At 59.0% G+C, this 5615-nt stretch carries 5 protein-coding genes; 2 read left to right on the forward strand and 3 right to left on the reverse strand.

Translation table 11 applies throughout. The features are described from left to right. Positions 1 to 192 precede the first annotated feature (192 nt). On the forward strand, positions 193 to 1344 hold the full coding sequence (locus NW844_RS11875) for a DegT/DnrJ/EryC1/StrS family aminotransferase (protein ID WP_414335912.1): 1152 nt from the start codon (positions 193 to 195) through the stop codon (positions 1342 to 1344). A gap of 197 nt (positions 1345 to 1541) precedes the next feature. Continuing rightward, positions 1542 to 2582: a DUF58 domain-containing protein gene (locus NW844_RS11880; protein ID WP_414335914.1), complete on the forward strand. Its 1041-nt coding sequence runs from the start codon at positions 1542 to 1544 to the stop codon at positions 2580 to 2582. Between the two features lie 105 nt (positions 2583 to 2687). Here NW844_RS11880 and NW844_RS11885 read toward each other — a convergent pair whose 3' ends face one another. The 3 genes from NW844_RS11885 to NW844_RS11895 are packed head-to-tail and all read right to left on the reverse strand — an operon-like array spanning position 2688 to position 5354. Next, entirely contained in the window at positions 2688 to 3647 is a 960-nt protein-coding gene (locus NW844_RS11885; protein ID WP_414335907.1) for a patatin-like phospholipase family protein, read from the reverse strand. Positions 3648 to 3695: 48 nt separating this feature from the next. Continuing rightward, on the reverse strand, positions 3696 to 4334 hold the full coding sequence (locus tag NW844_RS11890) for a histidine phosphatase family protein (protein WP_414335909.1): 639 nt from the start codon (positions 4332 to 4334) through the stop codon (positions 3696 to 3698). 60 nt (positions 4335 to 4394) lie between these two features. Continuing rightward, positions 4395 to 5354, reverse strand: coding sequence for an NAD(+) kinase (locus NW844_RS11895; RefSeq protein ID WP_414335911.1), 960 nt, complete (start codon positions 5352 to 5354; stop codon positions 4395 to 4397). Between the last annotated feature and the right edge of the window lie 261 nt (positions 5355 to 5615).

Here is a 5615-nt window from a genome sequence, read left to right on the forward strand (position 1 = left end):
AGCTGTATCCAGCCTACCGGTTCCCTGGACCGCGTTTACTCTAGCTCAGATGGGGATCAAGTCGGGGCGGGGCTGGGATCCCAGCAGCTTTCTCAGCAACGAAGCTACAAAAAGCCCCATTTTGAACCAGAGCGTTGTCTTCCTCGGCTCTTATCCTCGATGATGGGCTGTGGCCGCTACCCCCCCCCCACCATGGATGAGCCGATCCCGCTGCTGGATTTGACGTTGCAATACCGCGCTCTGGCTGCCGACCTGCTGCCCCAGGTGGAGGCGTTGCTGGCCTCGGGGCAGTACATCGGCGGCGGGGCGGTGCGGCGCTTTGAGGAGCTCTTCTCCCAGTTTTTGGGCGGCGGGGATCTGGAGACTGTCGGCTGCAATTCCGGCACCGATGCTCTGGTGCTGGCTCTGCGGGCTTTGGGCATCCAAGCGGGCGATGAGGTCATCACCACTGCCTTTAGCTTTTTTGCCTCTGCCGAGGCCATCGACTTGGTGGGGGCGCGTCCGGTGTTTGTGGATGTGGATCCCTGTACTTTCAACCTGGATCCGCAGCTTCTGGAAAAGAGCATCTCCCCCTGCACCAGGGCGGTGGTGGTGGTGCATCTGTTCGGTCAGGCGGCCAACCTGACCGAGATTGTGGCCATTGCCCGCCGACATGGGCTGGCGGTGATAGAAGATTGCGCCCAGGCGGTGGGAGCTTGTTGGGGGGGCAGGCCGGTGGGCACCTGGGGCGATCTCGGCTGCTTCAGCTTTTTTCCCACCAAGAACTTGGGGGCAGCAGGGGATGGGGGGGCGGTGGTGACCCGGGATGCCCACTTGGCTCGCCAGGTGCGCATCCTCAAAGAACACGGCCAGACCCATCAATACCAGCACGAGTATATTGGCCTCAACAGCCGTCTGGATGCGCTGCAGGCGGTGATCCTGTCGGTTAAGTTGTCCCACCTGCGGGAGTGGAACTGGCGGCGACAGGGGATTGCCGAGTCCTATCACCGCCTGTTGCACGGGATCCCTGGCCTGATCCTGCCCCAGGTGGCGGTGGGGGGCAACTCGGTGTGGCACCAGTACACGGTGCGGGTGCCTGGCTCCCACCCAACCGACTCACGGCGGCGCGATGCTGTGCAACGGCAGTTGCAGGAGCGGGGCATTGCCAGCCGCGTTTACTACCCCATCCCCCTGCATCTGCAGCCGGTGTACCGCAAAAAGTTGGGGTACAAACCTGGGGATTTGCCCAATGCCGAACTCTGTGCCGCTCAAGTGTTGTCCCTGCCCTGTTTTCCTGAATTAACTCTCCGGCAGCAGGAGCGGGTGGCTGCAGCCATTGCCGAAATCTTGTCAGAAGAACCCTAGCGGCGCCGAACGCTGAGGAGGGAGCTCAGGTGTTATTGAAGCTCAGCCGAAGACTACCTCAACTATTTCCGTTATTTCAATGGTCTCCCCGACCAGGAGCTGTTTCTGCAAAGCTGCCATCGAAACAGCGCGTTCGTTTTCTGCGCCGCTTCCGCTTTACCCGCATCGGGGGTCGGTTTGTTGGGATCACCCTCTTGGTGAGTATTGCCGCCTTCAACACCGGCAACAATCCCCTATACCTGGTGCTGGGGATGCTGCTCAGCCTCATTCTCCTCAGCGGCCTCCTCTCCGACCTCACCCTCAAAGATCTAGAGGTGAGCCGGCAGTTGCCCAGCCGCATCTTTGCCGGCCAGCCGGTCTTGGTGGGGCTGACGCTGGTCAATCGCAAGCGACGCCTGCCCAGTTTTTCGCTGCAGGTGAGCGAACGCATCGAGGGGCTGAAGCGGGCAGATTGGCCTTCCAGCTATGTTTTGCGCCTGGATCCGGGCGCAAAGCTGGATACTTTCTATCAACACACCTTTTCAAGGCGAGGGGTGTGGCGGCTGCAGGGTTTTGAGATTGCCACCAGCTTTCCCTTTGAACTCTTCCGCAAGGCGGTGGAAATCGAGGACCCGCAGACGGTGATCGTGTTTCCTCGGCCTGCCCCTGTCCAAAACCTGGTGCTGTGGGAACAATTGAGCGGCGGCAGCCAGTTGCGCCCTCAGGCCGGCCAGGAGGGGGACTACCTTAGCCTGCGGCCCTATCGTCCCCAAGATGATGTGCGCTCGGTGCACTGGAAGATCTCCGCCAAACGGGATCAACTGGTTGTGCGGGAGCTGGAGCGCCCCCGTTCCCAGGCCATCGTCCTCTGCTTTGAAAATCGCTGGCAGCCGCGGGGAGAAAGCCCTGAAGCCCATCGCAACAAGCTGGAGCGAGCCGTAGAGCGCTGTGCCGGGATCCTCACCTATTTGATTCGAGAAGGCCACCCGGTGGCGCTGGCCACCTTACAGGAGCGAACTGCTTTTGGGGCGGATCTGGCCCACCAAGACCGGCTGTTAACTCTGTTGGCCCAACTAACCTTTGTCGGGGATCCCCAACTCAACTCTCAACTGAAAAGAGAGCCTGATCCCTCTGTCGGGTTTAACCTCACCCCCCACGATCGCTGTGTGCTGCTGGCCCATCCCGACCAGGATGGAAAATCTGCCCCGGGCTATCTCATCCACACAGGATTGCTATTGCAATTTATCCCAATCGAGTGAACTTCAGACCTATTTTGATAGCGGGATCCGTCGAGAGGCGTTTGGTAAAGCTTGAGCCGCGGATCCCTTTAAAGCTTTAGGTTGAACCGCTGGAAAAGTGTTGGTTCACTGCTCCAGCTTTTGGCGCAATTCTGGAATGGCCCGTCGCATTTGCCGATAGCCTTCTCGAATAATGGCATCTGCCTGGTGGAAATCGAAGATGCTGTATTGGCTGAGCTTAGGTTGTAACAGTAAGTCCGGTGGATGTTCGGCCAAAATGCTGTGGGTTACCATTTGCTCCATGATGTTCAAAGTTCTGCCGATAATGTCAAAAATGTTGGGGCCAGAAGGCTCGTCTGGAAACCATTGACTAATTTTTTCCTGGATCGCTTGTTGTAGAGATTGGTACCGTTTGCGGATGCGGGTGATGAAGCTGGTTTCCTCCTCGATCACCTCTCCTTCGACATTGAAGCGCCGGCGTCTTTGAAAAGTTTCTTCTACCTCCGTTTCCTCTACCTCCGGCTCCACATCCGCAGGATCCACGTGGTTGAGGTTGACCGCCAAGACAACCTCGGCGCCCATTTCCCGCACCACCCGTACCGGCACCGGGTTGACAATGCCCCCATCGCTGAGGTAGCGACCTTCGTGCTGAAAAGGAGTGAAAATGCCGGGGATGGAGATGCTGGCCCGCACCGCATCGGCCATTTTGCCGGACCGCAACAGCACCTCTTGGCCTGTAATCAAATCTGTAGCCACGCAACAAAAAGGGATCCCGGCCTCTTCAATGCACAGCTCTTGCAAATGTTCCGTCAGTAGCTCGTAGATTTTGTTGCCCTCCAGAAGGCCACAGGTGGGAAAGACTACATCAAATAAAGACAGGATCATCTTCCAGTTGAGCTCCCGCACAAAGTCCTCTAGCTCATCCAGTTCACCTGCGGCGTAAATGGCTCCGACGAAGGCGCCGATGCTCGTCCCGGCAATGTAATCGATCGGGATCCCGGCCTGTTCTAGCGCCCGGATCACGCCAATATGGGCCCATCCCCTCGCTCCGCCACTGCCCAGTGCCAAGCCCAGTTTTTTGCCCATGGTCGCTTGTTCAAAAAAAGCCCAAAAGATTCTAGTAATTCTAAACTTTTAGGTGCCTGCCCTTTGCCGCAGATCAGGCGGCAAATAGCTGCGTTCTCCCAAACTTTCCAGCAGGGGCCCATAGCGGTCGAACTTGACCACGCTGACCGAGGCAGCCAAAACCTCGATACGATCCCGGTAGCGGCCCAGGTCAATGCCCAGCAGGCTGCAGAGAAGAATCCGAATGGTGGCCTTGTGGGAGACGATCAAGACGTTGCCATCCGACCATTTTGCTTCGATCTCCGCCACAACCGGCAGGGCGCGGTTGGCAATTTGCACGGCGGTTTCGCCGCCTGGAGGAGCGTTCCAGGCCGGCTCGGTCATCCAGCGCCAGTAGGTTTCGGGATGGGCTTCGCGGGCCTCGGCGTGGGTTTTGCCCTCCCACTCACCGTAGTGGATTTCCCTCAAGCCCTCTCGAATCTGCATCTCCAACCCCGTCTTCTCTGCCAGCGGCCTGAGAGTAGCCAAGGTGCGCCGCATCGGGCTGACGTAGAGGGCCTGCCAAGGGATCCCGGCATAGGCGGCGGCAAAAGCTTCTGCCATCTGCTGGCCTTCGGGGGTGAGGTCGGGATCGAGGGCGCCACAAAAGCTACCGGAACGGCTGTAGGGGGTTTCCCCGTGTCTGAGTAGGTACAGTCTGAGGCTCATAGGAGAAGATTCCAGGGGAGTTAAACTCCGCTACTCTAGCTCCCCAACTTTAAGATCCCTTTATCCCCCCTCGGGGCGGTGGTTGGTGGTGGGGATGTAGATGCGGCTGCCGGCCCACTGCAGCTTTTCTCGCAAGGTGCGGAAGTAGGAGAGGTCTTTTTCTAGGATCATCAGCTTGGCCGGCAGGGGAGCCCGTTGAATTTGCACCCACTGGCCGGGGTTGACCGATTGAGCCAAGACACCATCAGTCCAGAGGCGGGTCAGCCCTTCCGGATCGGCAAGGGGCCAGATCTCCACCGTGGCCGTGCCGCTGATAACAATGGGCCGGCTGGACAAGCTGAGGGGACAAATGGGAGTGATGATGATGGCCTCAAAGGTAGGTTCCAGGATGGGGCCGTTGGCTGCCAAGGTGTAGCAGGTGGATCCCGTCGGCGTGGCCACCAGCACGCCATCTCCGTGGTACTGATCCAAAATCTCGCCATTGACTTCGATTTCCATGATGGCGGCGGGCAGGCGTTCCCGGTTGATGGGCTTGAGGCACATTTCGTTGAGGGCGTAGTAGACTTCGCTGACCGGGCGGCCCTGCCGCTTGCCCTCCCCAGGGATAGCTCCCTGCCCCAATTGCGCTTGCTCCCAAATCTGGGCCTGCAACATCATGCGGGCTTGCAGAACAAAGTCTCCCGCCTGGATGCGATCCCAGGGATCCTGGTGCAGCACCCGCTCCGACTGGGCCAAAAACCCCAGCCTGCCCCCCGACTGAATGGGCAAAATCGGGATCCCGTGCGGGGCCAGGTGGCGGGCTGCCGCCAACACCGACCCATCTCCCCCCAGCACCACCACCAGATCGATGGGATCCGAAGTGGCCTCCAAAAAGACCGGGTAGGGGTTGTGGTGCAAGCCGGTGGGAGCGGTCAGCACCGTAACGCCGCGCCGACGCAATTGCTCCGCACACAATTGACAGGCGGCTTTGCTCTCCCGATCCCCCTCCTTGTAGGCGATCACCACCAAGCCCAAGTCCATAAGCCCTCGCCCAGAGATCCCTTCCGATCATCCCTCTTGGGGCTGAAGGTTGCCCAGAAGGCCTCATTTCCCCAAGCATTTCCTTTTGCTTTTTTCACATTTACTGGGGATCCTTAAAAAAATCTCTAAATAGTCATTCCGAATAGCAGTAAAAAACGGCTCGTCGCGTCGTTATTGCTAGGCAGCGCTGCCGCAAACGCGCCGCTCCAACTCCCCTCTCCCTCTGGGAGAGGGGTTGGGGGTGGTCGCGTGAGCGGCGCG

This window comes from Synechococcus sp. H55.2 (genome assembly GCF_047462495.1).
Taxonomy (GTDB): Bacteria; Cyanobacteriota; Cyanobacteriia; order Thermostichales; family Thermostichaceae; genus Thermostichus.

Excerpts from the sequence above, each read along its gene's own strand:
- NW844_RS11890 (WP_414335909.1), bottom strand. The coding sequence starts at position 4,334 with ATGAGCCTCAGACTGTACCTACTCAGACACGGGGAAACCCCCTACAGC.
- NW844_RS11885 (WP_414335907.1), bottom strand. The coding sequence starts at position 3,647 with ATGGGCAAAAAACTGGGCTTGGCACTGGGCAGTGGCGGAGCGAGGGGA.
- NW844_RS11895 (WP_414335911.1), bottom strand. The coding sequence starts at position 5,354 with ATGGACTTGGGCTTGGTGGTGATCGCCTACAAGGAGGGGGATCGGGAG.
- NW844_RS11875 (WP_414335912.1), top strand. The coding sequence starts at position 193 with ATGGATGAGCCGATCCCGCTGCTGGATTTGACGTTGCAATACCGCGCT.